The following is a 15,258-nucleotide window of genomic DNA, read 5'->3' on the forward strand; positions in this document are numbered from 1 at the left end:
TGATCACCGCCGCGACGGTTGATCCGTGGTGGGCACAAACCTGAAGTGGGACGAGTACGCCACGGCGTGGGCGCGGCTGCACGGCGGCTTCGACCCCCGGTCGGCCGCGCCGGTGGTGCGCGCCTGGCTGCGCTTCGCCTACCACGTCGGGTACGTGCTGGGTCGGCTGCGGGTCGGCCCGACCGCGGTGACGGTGGTCGGCGTGCTGCTCTGCGTCTGCGTGCCGGTCTTCGCCGTACGGCCGGGGGACGGACCGTTCCTCGGCGCGTTGTTCGTGCTGCTGGCCGGGGTCGCGGACAGTGTCGACGGCGCGGTGGCGGTGGCCACCGGCCGGACCACCCGGCTCGGCTACGTCTACGACTCGGTGGCCGACCGGCTCGGTGAGGTCGCCTGGCTGGTCGCGTTCTGGCTGATCGGCGCGCCCGGCGCGTTGGTGGTCGCCGGTGGGGCGCTCTCCTGGCTGCACGAGTACGTGCGGGCCCGGGCGGTCTCCGCAGGGATGCGGGAGATCGGGGCGGTGACCGTGGGGGAGCGCCCGACCCGGGTCTCGGTGGCCGTCGGCGGGCTGCTGGTGGCGGGCCTGGCCGGGCTGATCCAACCCGACCTGACGGCCGGCACGATCACCATGGCCACCGCCGTCTGGGTGCTGCTCGCCGGCTTCGGTCTGGGCCAGTTGACGTCCGCCGTACGCCGGGCCCTGCTCGAAGCCGGCTGAGCCCGAGCCCGTCCGGCTCGGTCCAGCCACCAGCCGCTCACGCCCCAGGTTCAGGCCGGGCCGATCGCGGTGGCGACGATCTGGGCGGAGAGGGTGACCATCGGCAGGCCGCCGCCCGGGTGACCGGAGCCGCCGACCAGCCACAGCCCGTGCACCGGGCCGCGGTTGGCGGGCCGGAGCAGGCCCCCTGCGGTGCCGTAGATCGTCCCGCCCGGCGCGCCGGTCGCCGCCCCCAGGTCGGCCGGGGTACGGATCTCCCGGAACAGCAGCCGGTCGCGCACGTCCACACCGCGCGCGGCGAGCACGTCCAGGATCCGGTCGGCGTACGCCTCTGCGAGCCCGGGCCGGCGCCAGTCGACCGCGCCCGCCGCGGTGCCGTGCCGGGGCGCGTTGACCAGCACGAACCACGCCTCGTGTCCGGCCGGCCGGACCAGCGGGTCGTCGGCGACGGTGACGAAGACCGTCGGGTCGGGTGCCGGCCGGGCCCGGACGCCCCGGCCCGGGTCGCCGAAGACCGCGTCGAACTCGGCGTCGTAGTCGCCGGGGAAGAGCACCGTGTGGTGGGCCAGCCCGGAGGAACCGCTCACCCCGAGCAGCAGCACGAAACCGGCCAGGCTGCGGTCGGTCAGCCCGGCCAGCCGGCCCGGGTCGGGCAGCAGGTCGCGGTAGAGGGTGAGCGCGTCGCAGTTGGCCACCACCACGTCGGCGGGGACCGGCGCGGCGACGCCGTCGAGGCGTACCCCGTGCACCCGGCCGCCCGCGGCGTCGATCCGGGTCACCGTGGCGCCCGTCTGCACGACCACGCCGAGGTCCAGACAGCGCGACAGCAGCGCGTCGGCGAGCGTGCCCAGGCCGCCGCGCAGGTACCAGCCGCCGAAGGCCAGCTCGGCGTAGGGCACGGCGACCAGCGCGGCCGGGGCCCGGCGCGGATCGGCGCCGGTGTAGGTGGCGTACCTGTCGAGCAGCATCCGCAGCCGCGGATCGGTGAGGTGCCGGCGACCCAGACCGCGCAGCGTCCGGCCCGGCCCGATGGCGGCCAGGTCGCCCAGCCGCCAGGCCAGCGCGGCGAGGTCGCGGGGGGAGTCGACGGGGCGGCGCAGCACGTGCCGGGAGGAGGCCGCCCAGACCCGCTCGGCGCGGCGCCACAGCCGCTGCCAGTCCGCCGCCGCCCGGTCGCCGAGGGCGGCGCCGATCCGGGCGGCGAACTCGGCCGGGTCGGCGCAGGAGTCCAGGGTCGAGGAGTCCGGGAAGACGTGCCGGACGACCGGGTCCAGCGGAGCCAGGTCGAGGTACTCGTCGAGCTTCGCCCCGGTCGCCTCGAACAGGTCGGTGAAGACCTCGGGGAGGGTCAGCAGGCTCGGCCCGGTGTCGAAGTGGAACGACCCGGCCGGGGTGTCGTGCACGTACCGGCCCAGTTTGCCGCCGACCGTCTCGGCCCGCTCGAAGACGGTCACCTCGTGCCCGGTTGCGGCCAGCCGGGCGGCGGTGGCCAGCCCACCCACCCCGGCGCCGACGACCACGATCCGCGCCATCCGACGCCTCCTAGCTGACCGGGCGGCCCCGCCAGGACAGTTGCCGCCGCCTGCGCAGATGGTACGACCGCAGAGTCAGCCAACCGAGGACCACGACCGACACGGGGTGTGCCAGCGCGTCGGGCCACCACCGGCCGCCGGTGGCCCGGGCGGTGACCACCCGCCCGGCTACCCCGAGCAGATAGGCCACCACGGCCACCAGCGCCGCCACCGGATGTCCGGCGACGAGCGTGCCCAGCGCCAGCAGCGGCGGGGCGGTGTAGAGCAGGAGCAGCAGCGCCAGCACGGCCGCCGCCGCGCCCGGATGCCCGAACGTGGCCCAGAGCGACTTCGAGTAGCCGTCACGCAGCTGCGGCCAGTTGTCGTACATCCGGCAGACGGCCAGCCGCGAGCCGTCGGCGAGCGCGATCCGGCCGCCGGCCCGCTTGACCGCCCGGGCCAGCTCGATGTCCTCCAGGATCCGGTCGGCGACCGCGGCGTGCCCGCCCGCCCGCAGGTAGCCGGCCCGGTCCAGCACCAGGAACTGCCCACCGGCGGCGGCCAGCGACGGTCGGGGCGAGCGTTCCATCGCCCGCAGCGGCAGGAAGGTCAGCCACAGCCACTGCAACAGCGGCTGGACCAGCCGGTCGGCCGCCGTCGCCGCCACGATCCGGGGGTACGGCGACAGCAGCGTCACGCCCGCCGCGCGCAGCTCGGTGACCGCCGCCGCCACCGCGTGCGGGGCGAGCACCACGTCGGCGTCGACGAAGACCAGCGCGGTGGCCGCCGGGTCGGCCCGGGTGGCGAGCTGCCAGCAGGCGTACGGCTTGCCCAGCCAGCCCGGCGGCGGGGCCGTCCCGGTGAGCAGGGTGACCCGCGGGTCGTCGCCGGCGATCGCCCGCACCACCTCGGCGGTGCCGTCGGTGGAGCCGTCGTCGAGCAGCACGACACGCAGCCCCGGCACCCCTCGCTGGTCGAGCAACGCCCGCAGGCAGGGGCCCACCCGGTCGGCCTCGTCCCGCAGCGGCAGCAGCACCGCCACCGGCTCGGTCACCTCGTCCACGGGCGCGGCCGGCCGGCGCAGCCAGCGGGCGGCGTTGAGCACGGTGTGCGCGGTCAACGCCGCGACGCCGAGGGCGAGCACGAGCAGCGGGGTCATGTCGTCGCGTCGACGCCGGAGCGCTGTGCCCGGCGCGGCTCCCGCCGATCGTCGCGGCGCCGGAGGGCGCGCAGCAGCACCACCGCCAGCGGCACCGCGGTCACCCCCATCCCGGCCGCCCCCCACAGCGCCGACGCGGGCAGGTCCAGGAAGACCGCGTGGGCCAGCACGCTGGAGCCGTACGTCCAGAGGTAGAGCGCGAGCATCGGGGCGTCCCGGCCGTCGATGACCGCCACGGCCGGCCCGGCCAGCGGGCGCAGCGCGCTCATCAGCAGCACCGCGAAGAGCAGCCAGCCCAGGTAGTTGCTGACCGGGACGCCGGGCAGCCCGGGCAGGGCCGCGGTGACGTCCCGCCAGCGCCAGTAGCCCTCGTCCACCATCTGCGGGTCGAGGAAGAGGTCCCAGGCGGCCAACCCGACCGCGGCCAGCGCCACCCGCCGTACCACCAGCCGGCCCCGCGCCGGCGCGCCGGCGCGCCCCGCCGCGGTCAGCCGTACCGCGGCCAGCCAGGCCGGCCAGGCCATCCAGGTCCAGGCCAGCGGGATGATCAGGGGTACGCCGGCAAGCTTCGGCCCCAGCTCGCCGGAGTAGTCGTAGCTGCCGAACGGCACCCCGGTGGCCACCCCGACCGCCTCGATGGCGAACCCGCCGCCGGTGGCCACCGCGACCAGCGCCGCCGCGCCGCGCGGTCCCCGGCTGAGCAGGGCGTGGCCGACCGAGAGCAGGTAGCCGAGAAGGACGGTGGCCACGGTCAGCCGGGCCCGGGCCGGCCCGTCGGTCAGCGGATAGCAGATCTGGGCGAGCACCAGGACGGCCAGCAGCGCCCAGGGCAGCCGCCGGCTCATGCCGCCGGGTGGTCGAGCGGCAGATCCCGGCCGAGCACGCCGAACGGCCGCTCGTCGCCGGGGAAGTGGAAGTCGCGCAGCACGTCGGTGAAGCCGAACCGGCGGTACAGCCGCCAGGCCCGCGACGTCTGCTCGTCGGCCTCCGGGGTGGAGAGCAGGGTGGTGCTCCCCTCGGCCATGGTGAGCAGCGCGCGCAGCTGCCCGGCGCCCAGGCCGTGCCCCTGCGCCGGCGGCCGGACGTGCAGCTCGACCACCTCGAAGCAGTCGGTCAGCCAGCGCTGCCGGGCCGGCGGGTCCAGCGCCCGCAGCACCTGGTCGTGCCACCACTGCCCGGCGGCGCCGAGATAGCCGTAGCCGAACCCGGCGAGGCGGCCCTCACTGGTCAGGCTGGCGACGGCGCGGAACCCGGGTCGGCGTACGTGGGTGGCGATGTAGCCGCGCCGGGCCTCCAGCAGGTCGGCCCGGTAGCCCATCGCCTCGCCGTAGACGGCCACCACGTCGTCCAGCCGTCGGACGAGATCGTCCGGGGTCCACCGCACCAACCTCATGCCCACCCACCTCTGTCGTCCACGTCCTCGTCGACCCAGCCCAGCACCGCGCGGTCACCGACCACGCCACGCACCTCGAAGCGCGCGAAGAGCTCCTCGGCGTACCAGCCCTCGGTGGGGGTCCGGGTGATCGCCGCGCGATGCTCCGGGTGACGGTACGCGAACGCCACCAGGTCCGTCGGGTCCCGCCACACGCTCACGGTGCCCTGCCAGCCCAGCGGCGCCTCGCCCACGCCGAAGCGGGCCAGCAGCCCCGGCGCGGTGTGCAGGGCCGCGGCCACCGGCGGGACCGCCCGCCAGAACGTGGCCGCCCGGCGGGCCCGCAGTCGGGCCCGGGTCAGCGCGAGCACCGGCCCGGCGACCCGGCCGCCGGCCGGCTCACCGAACGGTCGGCGACGGGACCACTCACCCCGGCTGGTCAGCGGGCGCAGGTCGACCCGGACGGCGGCGCGGGCGATCCGGGCCCAGGCCCGGCCGACCGGCGTGTCGTCGAAGCCGGCGGCCGCAGTGGGGGAGTCCCAGGCGGTCAGCGCCGCCCACCGGGTCAGGTCGGCGTCGCCCGGCCCGAAGCCGGTCCCGGTCCCGGTGCCGAGCAGTTTGCCGAACCGTACGCCCGGGGTGGCGCGCAGCCGGCGCGGGTCGAGCGCCATCCGGGTCAGCGCCCGGGGCAGCGCCGCCGGTGCGGTCCGCCACACGTGCAGGGTGACCAGGTCCGGAACGGCGTGCTCCACGGCCCGCTCGGTCACGCCACCTCGGTCGGGGCGCCGGCGGTGATCCGCAGCAGTTCGGTGTAGGTGCTCGGGAAGACCGCCCGGGGCACACCGCCGGCCGCCCAGACCTCGTGGTACGCGGCGAGCGCGGTGTCCACCAGGGTGCGCAGTGGCCGCGGGTGCCCGAGCGGGGCGACCCCGCCGATCGGCTGGCCGGTGTGTGTCCGGACGAACTCCGGGGTGGCCCGGCGCAGCCGGCTGACCCCGACCGACGCGGCCAGCCCGGCCACGTCCACCCGGTGCGCGCCGGAGGTGAGCACGAGCAGCGGCGCGTCGTCGGCGTCGAAGACGAGCGAGTTGGCGATCTGGCCGACCTGGACGCCGAGCGCGTCGGCGGCGGCCGCGGCGGTGTGCACCGCCTCGGGCAGCAGGCGGACGGCGGTGGGCGCGCCGGAGCCGTCGCGCGCGTCCGCGCCGGCCAGCGCGTCCTGCACCGCCCGTACGTTCGGGTGTGGCTGCATGCCGCCATTCTCCCCGGTTCGCTCCGCCGCGGGTGGGTCGGGCCGCGCCGTGTCCCGTCGCCGGTGAGGGCCCGGCGCGTCACACGTTGCATTTTCGTCGGTGGGGAGGTGTACTGTCAGCAGTAGTTAGAACGAGTGTTCGATTGCCTCGAACGTTCGTTCCAACCCATCCCGGTAGCGGTGTTTCGCGGCGCGGCTCCGGGCGGTGCGGCTCCGCGGGCCGCACCGGGGTTCCGGGCAGTCGCGAGCCCGAGCCCCATCAGGCAGGAGCGTCGCCCGCCGCCCACGACCCCCGGGCGGCGGGCGACGAACCCGCCGGTACGCCGGCCGGGTGTGGTGTGGGGAAGCATCCACACCCGGCCGGCCCCACACCGGTGCGTCTTCCTCCGCACCACTCGACCCGGCGTCCCGCCGGCGGATTTCGTCCGCCGCCGGCCGGCCGCCTCGGCCAGTGGAGGAGACAGTCCCATGCCGACCAACGCGGCTCAGCCACCGACGGTGCCGGCGCACGTGCTGCCGCACCGCACCCCCGCCCAGCTTCTCGCGGTGGCCCGGCACGGGCTGGCCGAGGCCGGCCAGACCCGTCCCGACGGTCTCCGCTACGCGGCCGCCCACCTGGCCGCCCTGCGTGCGGCCGCGGCCCTGCTCGCCGCCCGGGCCCGGCCCGCCCCCACCCGTCGCAACCGGATCACCAGCGTCTGGGTGCTGCTCTCCACCGTCGCCCCCGAGCTCGACGAGTGGGCGCGCTTCTTCGCCGCCGGGGCCGGCAAACGGGCCGCCGCCGAGGCCGGCATACCCCGGGTGGTCAGCGCCCGGGAGGCCGACGACCTGCTCCGCGCGGCCGAGCAGTTCGTCTCGGTGGTGGAGACCGCGCTCGGCGTGGTCCACCAGCCGGCGCTCGACGGCCTCGCCGCCTGACCCGGGATCCGGTCCCGCAGCAACACCTGATCCATCAGCAACACGACGGGGGGTTGGTCCGATGGCGGGCCGAATAGTGGTCGGTTCCGCCGCGCTGGCCGATCTGGTCCGCCCAGCGAGCGCGCCTGATCCGGTGGGCGGCCACCGGACGCTGCCGGTGGCCCCCGAGTTGACCGGGCTGCTGCCCAACCGAGGGCTACGCCGGGGCAGCACGATCGCGGTCGCCACCGGCCACCCACGGCGCAGCGGCGGCACCTCGCTGGTGCTGGCGCTGCTCGCCGAGGCGTCCCGGGCCGGCTCGTGGTGCGCCGTGGTGGGCGTGCCGACGTTCGGGGCGGGCGCCGCCGCCGAGCTCGGGATCGCCCTGGACCGGCTCGCCCTGGTGCCGAACCCCGGGCCCGAGTGGGCCACCGTCATCGCCGCGCTGATCGACGGGGTGGACGTCGTGGTCACCGCGGTGCCGGCGGCGGTCTCCGCCTCGGTCGCCAACCGGCTGGCCGCCCGGGCCCGGCAGCGCGGCAGCGTGCTCGTCCCGTACGGGCGGTGGGACGGCGCGGACGTGACGTTGCAGGTGGTCCGGGGGGTCTGGGAAGGGCTCGGGTCGGGCCGGGGCCGGCTGCGCCGCCGGGAGCTGACCGTCTCGGCGCGCGGGCGGGGGGCGGCCGCCCGGCCCAAGGAGGTCAAGGTCTGGCTGCCCGGCGCGGAGCTGACCCGGGTGATTCCCCGTACCGTGACGCCCGCCGCCGGTCGCCCGGTCGCCGCCGGCCGGCTCCGCCCGGTGGCCTCGCCCGGGCACGCCCTCGCCGACGACTCCCACCGTGGCGCGCTCACCCTGGTCGATCCGGCGTGACCGACACACCGCCGCGCACCCTGCTGCTCTGGTGCCCGGACTGGCCGGTGCTCGCCGCCGAGATCGTCGACGGGGTGCCGGCCACCGGCCCGGTCGCGGTGCTGCACGCCAACCGGGTGGTGGCCTGCTCCGAGCAGGCTCGGGCCGAGGGGGTGCGGCGGGGCCTGCGCAAACGGGAGGCGCAGGGCCGCTGCCCCCAACTCACCGTCGTCGAGTACGACCCCGGGCGGGACGCCCGCGCGTTCGAACCGGTGGTCGCCGCGGTGGAGGAGCTGGTCGCCGGGGTGGAGGTGGTCCGACCGGGCGCGTGCGCGCTGACCGCCCGGGGGCCGAGCCGCTACCTCGGCGGTGAGGAGGCGGCGGCCGAGCGGATCATCGAGCACGTCGCCCAGACCTGCGGGGTGGAGAGCCAGGTCGGGATCGCCGACGGCGTCTTCGCCGCCGGGCTGGCCGCCCGCGGCGGGCGGATCGTCCCGCCCGGCGGCACCCCGGCGTTCCTCGCCGAGCTGCCGGTCGAGGCGCTCGGCCGGCCGGCCCTGGCCGACCTGCTGCGTCGGCTCGGGGTGCGCACCCTCGGCGGCTTCGCCGCGCTGCCCGCCGGCGACGTGCTGGCCCGGTTCGGGTTCGACGGCGCGTTGGCCCACCGGCTGGCCGCCGGGCGCGACGACCGCCCGCTCGCCGTCCGCCAACCCCCGGCCGACCTGACGGTGACCGCCGAACACGACGAGCCGATCGACCGGGTCGACGCGGCGGCGTTCGCCGCCCGGGCGTTGGCCGAACAGCTGCACGACCGGCTCGCCGGGCACGGGCTGGCCTGCACCCGGCTCGGCATCGAGGCGGTCACCGCGCACGGCCAGGAGCTGCACCGGGTCTGGCGCCACGACGGTCTGCTCACCGCCGGGGCCATCGCCGACCGGGTCCGCTGGCAGCTCGACGGCTGGCTCACCGGCAGCAGCGGGCGCGGCCGGGCCGGCCCGGCCCGGCCGACGGCCGGCATCATCCGGCTGCGACTGGTCCCCGACGGGGTGATCGCCCAGGCCGGTCTGCAGTCCGGCCTGTGGGGTGAGACCGGTGAGGAGCGGGAGCGGGCGCACCGGGCGCTGAGCCGGGTGCAGGGCATCCTCGGCCCGGAGGCGGTGCTCACCGCGGTGCTCGGCGGCGGTCGGTCCCCGGCCGACCAGGTGCACCTGGTGCCGTGGGGCGACGAGCGGCTGCCGGCCCGCCCCGGTCCACCACCGCTGCCCGGCGAGCCGGCCGCCGGTGCCGGGTCCGGCGCGGCCGGCGGTGGTGCCGGGGCCGGCGGTGGTGCCCGAGCCGGCGGTGGCGCCGGAGCTGGCGGTGGTGCCGGCGTCGGGCGTACCGGTGCCAGCCCGCCCTGGCCCGGTCGGCTTCCGCCGCCCGCGCCCGCCGTGGTGCTGCCCAGCCCGTTGGCCGCCACCGTGCACGACGCCGCCGGCGAGCCGGTCGTGGTCAGCGCGCGCCTGGCGGTGAGCGCCGCGCCGGCCCGGCTCACCGTGGGCACGGCGGCGCCGGTCGAGATCGTCGGCTGGACCGGGCCGTGGCCGGTCGACGAGCGCTGGTGGGCGCCGGCCGAGGCCCGACGCCGGGCCCGGTTCCAGGTCAGCCTCGCCGACGGCGCCGCCCTGCTGCTCGCGGTCGAGGCCGGGCAGTGGCTGGTGGAGGCGATCTATGACTGAGCGTCGGATAGCGGCCGCAGGGGAGACCGTCGGTCGGGCCGGAGCGGGCAAATGAGCTTCCACAACCCGAAGATGCCCTGGTCCGAGCTGGAGGGGGTGCTCTCCGGCCGACCGCCCGGCGGCGCGTCCGGCCGATCCCGCGCGCAACGGCACCTGCACGTGGTCGACCCGCTCGCGGTGGACGCCGACGGCGGGGACAGCCCCGCCTGGAGCCGTCGGCGGGAGCAGTACGAACCACCCGCGCTGGCCCGCCCCGAGGGTGCGGTCCCCTACGCGGAGCTGCACGCGCACACCAACTTCAGCTTCCTCGACGGGGCCAGCCACCCGGAGGAGCTGGCCGAGGAGGCGGCCCGGCTGGGGCTCACCGCGCTCGCCGTCACCGACCACGACGGCTTCTACGGCGTGGTGCGCTTCGCCGAGGCGGCCCGGGCCTTGCAGCTGCCGACCATCTTCGGCGCCGAACTCTCCCTCGGCCTGCCCGGCCCGCAGAACGGCGAACCGGACCCGCTCGGCGCGCACCTGCTGGTGCTCGCGCACGGCCACGAGGGGTACGCCCGGCTGGCCAGCACCATCGCCCGGGCCCAGCTTCGCGGCGGGGAGAAGGGCCGCCCGATCTACGGCGAGCTGGAGGAGGTCGCCGCCGAGCTGCGCGACCACGTCCTGGTGCTCACCGGCTGCCGCAAGGGGCACGTGCCGGCGGCGCTGCTCACCGAAGGGGTCGACGCGGCGGCCCGCGAGCTGGACCGGCTGACCGCGCTCTTCGGCGCGGAGACCGTCGCGGTGGAACTCACCGACCACGGGCACCCGGTCGACGCGGACCGCAACGACGCGCTCGCCGAGCTGGCCACCGTCGCCGGCCTGCCCACGGTGGCCACCAACAACGTGCACTACGCCACCCCGGGACGCCGCCGGCTGGCCACCACGGTGGCCGCCGTCCGGGCCCGGCGCAGCCTGGACGAGATCGACGGTTGGTTGCCCGCGGCCTCCACCGCCCACCTGCGCAGCGGCGCCGAGATGGCGGCCCGGTTCGCCGCGTACCCGGGCGCGGTGGCCCGGGCCGCCGAGTTCGGCGCCGAACTCGCCTTCGACCTGCAACTGGTCGCGCCGCAGCTGCCCGCCTACCCGGTGCCGCCGGGGCATACCGAGATGAGCTGGCTGCGCCACCTGACCGAGCAGGGGGCGCGGGAGCGCTACGGCCCCCGGGAGGCGCACCCGACGGCGTACGCGCAGCTCGACCACGAACTGGGCATGATCGAGGAGCTGGGCTTCCCCGGCTACTTCCTGGTGGTCTACGACATCGTGGCGTTCTGCCGGGAGCAGGACATCTACTGCCAGGGCCGAGGCTCGGCGGCGAACTCGGCGGTCTGCTACGCGCTGCGGATCACCAACGTCGACGCGGTCCGGCACCGGCTGCTCTTCGAGCGGTTCCTCGCCCCGGAGCGGGACGGGCCGCCGGACATCGACGTGGACATCGAGTCCGACCGCCGAGAGGAGGTGATCCAGCACGTCTACACCCGCTACGGCCGGGAACACGCCGCCCAGGTGGCCAACGTCATCTCCTACCGGCCCCGCTCGGCGGTGCGGGACGTCGCCAAGGCGTTCGGCTTCTCACCCGGGCAGCAGGACGCCTGGAGCAAGCAGATCGACCGGTGGGGCTCGGTCGCCACGGTCGACGTGGCGGACATTCCCGAGCAGGTGGTGGAGTACGCCAACGAGCTGCAGACGTTTCCCCGGCACCTGGGCATCCACTCCGGTGGGATGGTGATCTGCGATCGGCCGGTGATCGAGGTCTGCCCGGTGGAGTGGGGGCGGATGCCCGGCCGCAGCGTGCTCCAGTGGGACAAGGACGACTGCGCCGCCGTCGGCCTGGTCAAGTTCGACCTGCTCGGCCTCGGCATGCTCTCCGCGCTGCACTACGGCTACGACATGATCGGGACGACCCTCGACCTCGGCGACATGACGCTGGACGACCCGGAGGTCTACGACATGCTCTGCCGGGCCGACTCGGTCGGCGTGTTCCAGGTGGAGAGTCGCGCCCAGATGGCCACCCTGCCCCGGCTCAAGCCCCGCGAGTTCTACGACCTGGTGGTCGAGGTGGCGCTGATCCGGCCCGGCCCGATCCAGGGCGGCTCGGTGCACCCGTACATCCGGCGCAAGAACGGCCAGGAGCCGGTGACGTTCGCGCACCCGCTGATGCGCAACGCGCTGGAGAAGACCCTCGGCGTGCCGCTCTTCCAGGAGCAGCTGATGCAGCTCGCCATCGACCTGGCCGGCTTCGACGCGGCCGGGGCCGACCAGCTGCGCCGGGCGATGGGCGCCAAGCGCTCGGTCGAGCGGATGGCGCAGATCGCCGACCGGCTCTACGCCGGCATGGCCGAGCGGGGCATCACCGGCGAACTGGCCGAGGACGTCTACCGCAAGCTCACCGCGTTCGCCAGCTACGGCTTCCCGGAGAGCCACGCGATGAGCTTCGCCTACCTGGTCTACGCCAGTTCCTGGCTCAAGCGCTACCACCCGGGGCCGTTCCTGGCCGCGCTGCTCAACGCCCAGCCGATGGGCTTCTACTCGCCGCAGACCCTGGTCGACGACGCCCGCCGGCACGGGGTGCAGGTGCGCCGACCGGACATCAACGCCAGCGGTGCCAAGGCGGTGCTGGAATCCACCCCGGACACCCGGTGGGGCAGCGAGCCGGGGGAGCCGCCGCACGCCTGGGGGTTGGGCGGTCCGGCGGTCCGGCTCGGACTCTCCAGCGTGCGTACCCTCGGCGACGAGCTGGCCGAGCGGATCGAGGTCGAGCGGAGCGCGCGCGGGCCGTACCGCGACATGCCGGACCTGGCCCGGCGGGTCGGTCTCACCGCCGGGCAACTGGAGGCGCTGGCCACCGCGGACGCCTTCGCCTGTTTCGGGCTGACCCGGCGGCAGGCGCTCTGGGCGGCCGGCGCGGCGGCCCAGGACCGGCCGGGCCGGCTGCCCGGCACGGTGACCGGCGCGGCCCCGCCGACCCTGCCCGGCATGGAGGCGGTCGACCGGCTGGTCGCCGACGTGTGGGCCACCGGGTTGTCGCCGGAGAGCCATCCGGCCCGGTTCATCCGCCCCCAGCTCGACCTGGTGGGGGCGGTGCCGATCGCCCGGCTCGGCCGGGTGGAGCCGGGCCAGCGCGTCCGGGTCGGCGGCATCGTGACCCACCGGCAGCGCCCGGCGACCGCCGGCGGGGTCACCTTCCTCAACCTCGAGGACGAGACCGGCATGCTCAACGTGACCTGCTCGCCGGGGCTGTGGCAGCGCTACCGGCGGGTGGCCCGGACCAGCACCGGGCTGGTGGTCCGGGGTCGGTTGGAGCGGCACGAGGGGGTGGTCAACCTGGTCGCCGACCGGCTGGACGCGATCGAGCCTCCGGTGAGCCCAGCCTCCCGTGACTTCCGTTGACCGCAGTGATCCACATTACGGTTTTCCGCCCAGCGGAGCGGGACACTTGTGGTCGCGCGGGCAGTGTGGCCCGCGCGGCACGAGGGGTGTACCGATGACAGGCAATGACGTGCACAGCGGCGCAGTGGCCAACTCCCGGCGGACCCGGCTGAGCGCCGGTTGGACCCCGGCCCACCACGCCGAGCAGCGTGAGTACGAGGTCACCGACGGTCCGGTGGCCAACGCACTGCGGTCCCGCGCCCCGGAGGACGGCGACGCCACCGCCGAGTCCTGACGGGGTCGGACGCGTCCCGAGCGGGCCCGGACCGGATGACTAGGCTCGACCGGGTGGAGCAGACCTCAGGCCGGTTCGCCGGGCCGCCGCTGACCCCCCGCACCGCCGTCATCTGGTCGGTGCTTCAGGCCGAGCTGGACCGGCGCGGTGGCGCCGAACTGACCGTGCTCGACGTGGGCGGCGGCACCGGTGGCTTCGCCGTCCCGCTCGCCCAGGCCGGGCACCGGGTCACCGTGGTGGACGCCAGCCCGGACGCGCTCGCCGCGCTGGCCCGCCGGGCCGCCGAGGCAGGGGTGGCCGACCGGGTACGGGCGGTCCAGGGCGACGGCGACGCCCTCGCCGGGCTGGTCGAGCCGGCCGGCGCCGACCTGGTGCTCTGCCACGCCGTGCTGGAAGTGGTCGACGACCCGGCGCCGGTGGTGGCCGCGCTGGCCACCGCGCTGCGTCCCGGCGGCGCGGCGAGCGTGCTGGTCGCCGGTCGGGCCGCCGCGGTGCTCGCCCGGGCGATGAACGGGCACCTGGACCTCGCGGCGGCGCTGGCCGGCGACCCGGCCGGCAGCGCCGGGCCGCGGGACACACTGCGGCGGCGTTACGACGCCGACGGGGCCGGCGCGCTGCTCGCCGCCGCCGGCCTGGTGGTCGAGGAGATCCACGGCGTACGCGTCCTGGCCGACCTGCTGCCCGCAGCGGTCGCCGACGGTCAGTCGGGGGCGCTGGTCGAGCTGGAGCGGGCGCTGGCCGGCCGGCCGCCGTACCGGGACCTCGCCGCCCAACTGCACCTCTTCGCCCGCCGCCCGGCATGACCGGGTCGTCCGTGCCGGAGCCGCCCGGCGCCGGACGGCCGGCGGGGGCCGGTGCGTCCGGGCCGGACGGTGTGACCGGGCCGCTGGCGGTCGTCGCGCCCCGCTACGGCGACGGCAGCCTGGCCGACGTGCTGCCCAGCGCGCTCGCCGTGCTCGGGGTGCCGGGCGCCCCCGACCGGCTCGGGTTGACCGAGCCGCTGGCCGGGGTGAGCCGGGTCGCCGTCCTGCTCGTCGACGGGCTCGGCTGGTATCAGATCCCCACCGCCGCCCGGCACGCCCCGACACTGGCCGGGCTGGCCGCGACGGTCGGCCGGCCGCTCACCTCCGGTTTCCCGTCCACCACCCCGACCAGCCTGGTGACCCTGGGCACCGGCGCCGCGCCCGGCGCGCACGGCGTGCTCGGCTTCACCGTCCGGGTGCCCGGCACCGACCGGGTGCTCAGCCACATCGAGTGGACCAGCGACCCGGACCCGCTGCGTTGGCAGCCGGTGCCGACCCAGCTGGAACGGGCCCGCGCCGCCGGGGTCGCGGTGACCGCGGTGAGCCGCCCGGAGTTCGGCGGCAGCGGGTTGACGGTGGCCGCCAACCGCGGCGGCGACTTCCGGGGCGCGGCCGGCGTGGACGCGCTCGCCGTGACGATGCTGGCCGCGCTGACCGCCGGGACCGGCCCCACCCTGGTCTCCGGCTACCACCCCGACCTGGACCGGCACGGCCACCTCACCGGCGTCGACTCGGCACCCTGGCGGGTCGCCGCGGCGGAGGTGGACGCCCTGCTCGCCCGGCTGGTCGACGGCCTGCCACCGGACGCCGCGCTGCTGGTCACCGCCGACCACGGCCAGCTCGACGTGCCGGCCGCGCACCGGTTCGACCTGGACACCGACCCCCGGCTGCGGGCCGGGGTGCGGGTCGTCGCCGGTGAAGCCCGGGTGCGCTACCTGCACGTCGCCCCGGGCGCGGTCGACGACGTGGTGGCCGCCTGGTCGGCGGTGCTCGGCGCCGCGGCCCGGGTCCGTACCCGCGACGAGGCGGTCGCCACCGGATGGTTCGGGCCGGTGCCCGAGGAGCACCTGGCCCGCATCGGCGACGTCGTGGTGGTCTGCAACGACACGTACGCGGTGCTGGCCAGCCGGTCGGAGCACCCGACGGCGTCGCGGCTGGTGGCCTACCACGGGTCGGACACCGCTGCCGAGATGACCATCCCGCTGCTGGTCGTCCGGGGCTGACCGACCCGGGCACCCGCCGGAGGCGGGCCGGCCCGTTCATCGGCGAGGTCGACCGGGC

14 protein-coding genes are annotated in these 15,258 nt (G+C 76.6%); 8 read left to right on the forward strand and 6 right to left on the reverse strand.

Features of this window, described 5'->3' with window-relative positions:
* Positions 1-25: 25 nt before the first annotated feature.
* Positions 26-715 (forward strand): CDP-alcohol phosphatidyltransferase family protein, encoded by a 690-nt coding sequence (locus ACIP9D_RS18180; protein WP_350872353.1) that lies wholly within the window; start codon positions 26-28, stop codon positions 713-715.
* Positions 716-765: 50 nt separating this feature from the next.
* On the opposite strand, the gene ACIP9D_RS18185 is transcribed toward ACIP9D_RS18180, so the two are convergent.
* Genes ACIP9D_RS18185 through ACIP9D_RS18210 form a run of 6 tightly spaced genes read right to left on the reverse strand, consistent with a single transcriptional unit; the run spans position 766 to position 6,009 of the window.
* Entirely contained in the window at positions 766-2,247 is a 1,482-nt protein-coding gene (locus ACIP9D_RS18185; RefSeq protein WP_350872355.1) for a phytoene desaturase family protein, read from the reverse strand.
* Positions 2,248-2,257: 10 nt separating this feature from the next.
* Positions 2,258-3,385, reverse strand: a complete 1,128-nt coding sequence (locus ACIP9D_RS18190; RefSeq protein ID WP_350872357.1) for a glycosyltransferase family 2 protein — start codon at positions 3,383-3,385, stop codon at positions 2,258-2,260.
* The gene (locus tag ACIP9D_RS18195) at positions 3,382-4,230 is read right to left on the reverse strand and encodes a carotenoid biosynthesis protein (RefSeq protein WP_350872359.1); all 849 of its coding nucleotides are present in this window, start codon (positions 4,228-4,230) and stop codon (positions 3,382-3,384) included. The genes ACIP9D_RS18190 and ACIP9D_RS18195 overlap by 4 nt, the downstream gene beginning before the upstream one ends.
* The gene (locus ACIP9D_RS18200) at positions 4,227-4,778 is read right to left on the reverse strand and encodes a GNAT family N-acetyltransferase (RefSeq protein ID WP_350872361.1); all 552 of its coding nucleotides are present in this window, start codon (positions 4,776-4,778) and stop codon (positions 4,227-4,229) included. Before ACIP9D_RS18200 ends, ACIP9D_RS18195 begins: the two co-directional genes overlap by 4 nt.
* A complete protein-coding gene (locus tag ACIP9D_RS18205) occupies positions 4,775-5,524 on the reverse strand; it encodes a monooxygenase (protein ID WP_350872363.1) in 750 nt (249 codons plus the stop codon). The genes ACIP9D_RS18200 and ACIP9D_RS18205 overlap by 4 nt, the downstream gene beginning before the upstream one ends.
* A complete protein-coding gene (locus ACIP9D_RS18210) occupies positions 5,521-6,009 on the reverse strand; it encodes a YbaK/EbsC family protein (RefSeq protein WP_350872365.1) in 489 nt (162 codons plus the stop codon). Before ACIP9D_RS18210 ends, ACIP9D_RS18205 begins: the two co-directional genes overlap by 4 nt.
* A gap of 468 nt (positions 6,010-6,477) precedes the next feature.
* Here ACIP9D_RS18210 and ACIP9D_RS18215 point away from each other — a divergent pair, with 468 nt between their 5' ends.
* The 7 genes from ACIP9D_RS18215 (at position 6,478) to ACIP9D_RS18245 (ending at position 15,200) form a co-directional block, all read left to right on the forward strand.
* Positions 6,478-6,927, forward strand: a complete 450-nt coding sequence (locus tag ACIP9D_RS18215; RefSeq protein ID WP_350872367.1) for an SAV_6107 family HEPN domain-containing protein — start codon at positions 6,478-6,480, stop codon at positions 6,925-6,927.
* Positions 6,928-6,988: 61 nt separating this feature from the next.
* A complete protein-coding gene (locus ACIP9D_RS18220) occupies positions 6,989-7,777 on the forward strand; it encodes a hypothetical protein (RefSeq protein WP_350872369.1) in 789 nt (262 codons plus the stop codon).
* Positions 7,774-9,474, forward strand: coding sequence for a DNA polymerase Y family protein (locus ACIP9D_RS18225; protein ID WP_350872371.1), 1,701 nt, complete (start codon positions 7,774-7,776; stop codon positions 9,472-9,474). The genes ACIP9D_RS18220 and ACIP9D_RS18225 overlap by 4 nt, the downstream gene beginning before the upstream one ends.
* Before the next feature lie 51 nt (positions 9,475-9,525).
* The gene (locus ACIP9D_RS18230; protein ID WP_350872373.1) at positions 9,526-12,900 is read left to right on the forward strand and encodes an error-prone DNA polymerase; all 3,375 of its coding nucleotides are present in this window, start codon (positions 9,526-9,528) and stop codon (positions 12,898-12,900) included.
* Between the two features lie 94 nt (positions 12,901-12,994).
* Positions 12,995-13,174 carry a hypothetical protein gene (locus ACIP9D_RS18235; protein ID WP_350872375.1) on the forward strand — a complete coding sequence of 60 codons (180 nt, stop codon included), beginning with the start codon at positions 12,995-12,997 and terminating at the stop codon, positions 13,172-13,174.
* 35 nt (positions 13,175-13,209) lie between these two features.
* Positions 13,210-13,977 (forward strand): methyltransferase domain-containing protein, encoded by a 768-nt coding sequence (locus tag ACIP9D_RS18240; protein WP_350872377.1) that lies wholly within the window; start codon positions 13,210-13,212, stop codon positions 13,975-13,977.
* The gene (locus ACIP9D_RS18245) at positions 13,974-15,200 is read left to right on the forward strand and encodes a nucleotide pyrophosphatase/phosphodiesterase family protein (RefSeq protein ID WP_350872379.1); all 1,227 of its coding nucleotides are present in this window, start codon (positions 13,974-13,976) and stop codon (positions 15,198-15,200) included. Before ACIP9D_RS18240 ends, ACIP9D_RS18245 begins: the two co-directional genes overlap by 4 nt.
* Positions 15,201-15,258: the final 58 nt, after the last annotated feature.

The sequence above is a fragment of the Micromonospora sp. NPDC093243 genome (genome assembly GCF_044753725.1).
Lineage (GTDB): Bacteria > Actinomycetota > Actinomycetes > Mycobacteriales > Micromonosporaceae > Micromonospora.